4 protein-coding genes are annotated in these 2,591 nt (G+C 31.6%); 2 read left to right on the forward strand and 2 right to left on the reverse strand.

Annotated features, from left to right (window positions below; all coding sequences use genetic code 11):
• Positions 1 to 95: 95 nt before the first annotated feature.
• Positions 96 to 899 carry a DUF2490 domain-containing protein gene (locus B3J44_RS12335; RefSeq protein ID WP_286968682.1) on the forward strand — a complete coding sequence of 268 codons (804 nt, stop codon included), beginning with the start codon at positions 96 to 98 and terminating at the stop codon, positions 897 to 899.
• A gap of 2 nt (positions 900 to 901) precedes the next feature.
• Here the strand turns inward: B3J44_RS12335 and B3J44_RS12340 are convergent, their stop codons facing one another.
• Positions 902 to 1,405, reverse strand: coding sequence for a hypothetical protein (locus B3J44_RS12340; RefSeq protein WP_286968683.1), 504 nt, complete (start codon positions 1,403 to 1,405; stop codon positions 902 to 904).
• Positions 1,406 to 1,462: 57 nt separating this feature from the next.
• Positions 1,463 to 2,230: a rhomboid family intramembrane serine protease gene (locus B3J44_RS12345; RefSeq protein ID WP_286968684.1), complete on the reverse strand. Its 768-nt coding sequence runs from the start codon at positions 2,228 to 2,230 to the stop codon at positions 1,463 to 1,465.
• A 173-nt stretch (positions 2,231 to 2,403) separates the two neighbouring features.
• Here B3J44_RS12345 and B3J44_RS12350 point away from each other — a divergent pair.
• On the forward strand, positions 2,404 to 2,591 hold a 188-nt coding region (locus B3J44_RS12350; protein WP_286968685.1), incomplete at its 3' end, for an AAA family ATPase.

The following is a 2,591-nucleotide window of genomic DNA, read 5'->3' on the forward strand; positions in this document are numbered from 1 at the left end:
TGTGGTGCTTTTCTATACGAAGCTGTTCGACAAAGAATCTAAAAAATACATTGAGAGATTAAGATGCGAATGAAATAATTAAATACCTTTAATTAATGCTTTCAAAATCTAATTCAAAATCAAAAATTACAATATTCCGATGCCTGTTTGTAATTCTATTAATTACAAACAGCTACGGACAAAATACTACATACAATCAATTTTGGAATGAAATTCAGTTTAACCAGACTTTAAGCAAAAAATGGGCAACCGAAATTGATTTTGCTGCAGCTTATAGCAGTTCTGAATCATCTCCAAATTTATTCGAAAATACTATTCAAAGATCCATTAGAGGTTGGGGACATTATTACTTTTCTCCCAGATGGAAACTCTCTGCCTTTGTTGCCTATTTCAGCAACAGAGATGTTCCCGAAATTGGTCAGTTCGAATCTCCCGAATGGCGGTTTGCTCTTCAAGGCATTTATTATTTTCACAAAACAGGTTACACTTTAAGTACAAGAATGCGTACTGAATATCGTCATATTAAAAATGATGATGATCAATATGAAAATGTTTTTAGATACCGACAACAGATTAGATATATACAGCCCATTAACAGTAAATTTTTAAGAAGTGGAGTCGTATATGCGATTGCATCAGATGAAATTTATTTTAAATCTGGAGCAAATGTTACTGGAGAAAGTTTTTTTGATCGAAATCGATTCAATATTGGTGCTGGCTATTTATTTACAGATGATTTTCAGGTTGAATTAACGTATTGCAACGAATATCTTCCAAGAAATAATGGAAACCAAACAACCAACGCAGCTTCGCTTACTATAAGTTTCAATAATTTTTTTCGAAATCTTAAAAAGAAAATTGAAGCCAAAAAACATCCTGAAGTAAAAGACGAAGAATAAAGTTAGTTTTCTTCTTTCTTCAAAAAGCATTTAAGCTGTTCAACAATAGCGTTTTTATGAAGCTTAAAATTATAGCTTCGTACAAATTCAGTTCCCTGCATATTGATATCTGCACTTACAGCTTCGTAATTAGAAAACGCATCGAGATCTTTATCGTCAATCAAATAAAGTACCTGCATTATAGAATCGTTACGTCGATATTGAGTATCGTAATGTGCTAGCTTATATGTTTTGTTATCTGCTAGAAGAATTATTAAATCGTCCTTAATTTTTTTCCCTTCTTTCTTATCAGGAAAAGGCGTAGGCTGCAGTGCTACGAAATAATGTTCTTTGTCTGTAACAATATTAATTTTCAGCGATTTTGATTTTGTAGTGTAAAAAGCTGTTGGCTCAAAATAGTAGATCATACTCCCATCTGCCTGCACCCTATTTTTTATTTCACATTGAGCAACGCCTTTTGCATTAAAAACAAAAAACAAAAATAAAACGACAATCTTCATTTCCATAATGCTCAAAATTAAATTGTTAGTTTAACAAATTTACTCTTTTTATTTCAAAGAAAATTACTGGTCAGCTTCTTCTTCTTGATCAGCTTTTTTAATTACTATATAATTTACAGGATGGCTTGACGAAAAATACTGAATTTGTCCTTCTTCGTCTTCATGAGAAAAAGTAACAAAATTTCCGTTTTCATCAAAATGTTTCATGAAAGGATCAAGGCTAGGATCAAAATCTGGACGTTGCCAATCGTAAACAATTGGTTTTGCATATTCGGGCGCTTTGTAAAATAAAGTCAAAACAAAACCCGTAATAAGTCCTGCTAAATGCCCTTCCCAAGAAATAGATTGATCAACATCGGGAAAAACATACCATATCATTCCGCCATAAAGCAAAATCACAGTTAAGGATAATGCAACCAATCTATAATATTTAGTCTGAATACCTTTAAAAAAAATAAAACTAACTAAAACATAAATTAATCCGCTTGCTCCAATATGAAAATTCTCTCTTCCTACTACCCAAGTAATCAATCCTGAAAATATTATTCCATAACTTATAACTCCAAACGTTTGTTTTGGATAAAAAAACTGCATCGCCGCCAATAATATTACAAGCGGAATACTATTATTGTATAAATGATCTAAATTTTCATGAATGAATGGACTGAAGAAAACACCTCGCAGTCCAATAAAATCACGAGGATAAATTCCGAATCGGTAAAAATCAAAATCAAAGCGAATCTGAAGCCAATATATTATCCATAAAAAAAGGACAAAAAACAATGGAAGTCCAATAACCGAATTTGAAAACTTAAAATTAGTGTCGCTCATATTTTTAGAAAATAACATCTAACAGAACTCAAAAAACTATCCAAAAATAATTTACTGATATTTTGTCATACCAAGATAAAGAATTGTCTCAAATCAGAACAATCGATCTCTCCATGAACTGTTTTAACTTTTGAATGAATGAAATTTAAATCTTAAAACAGTAATTTTGTAATATGGAAGCACCTTTAGCAGAGCGTATTCGTCCGCAAAAATTAGAAGATTATATAAGCCAACAACATTTGGTTGGTCCAACCGGTTCTTTAACACAACAAATTTCAAAAGGAATAATTCCTTCATTGATTTTCTGGGGACCTCCAGGAACAGGAAAAACAACTTTGGCACAAATTATTGCGCAAGAATC

The sequence above is a fragment of the Flavobacterium sp. UBA4854 genome, from assembly GCF_002399805.1.
Classification (GTDB): Bacteria; Bacteroidota; Bacteroidia; order Flavobacteriales; family Flavobacteriaceae; genus Flavobacterium; species Flavobacterium ginsengisoli.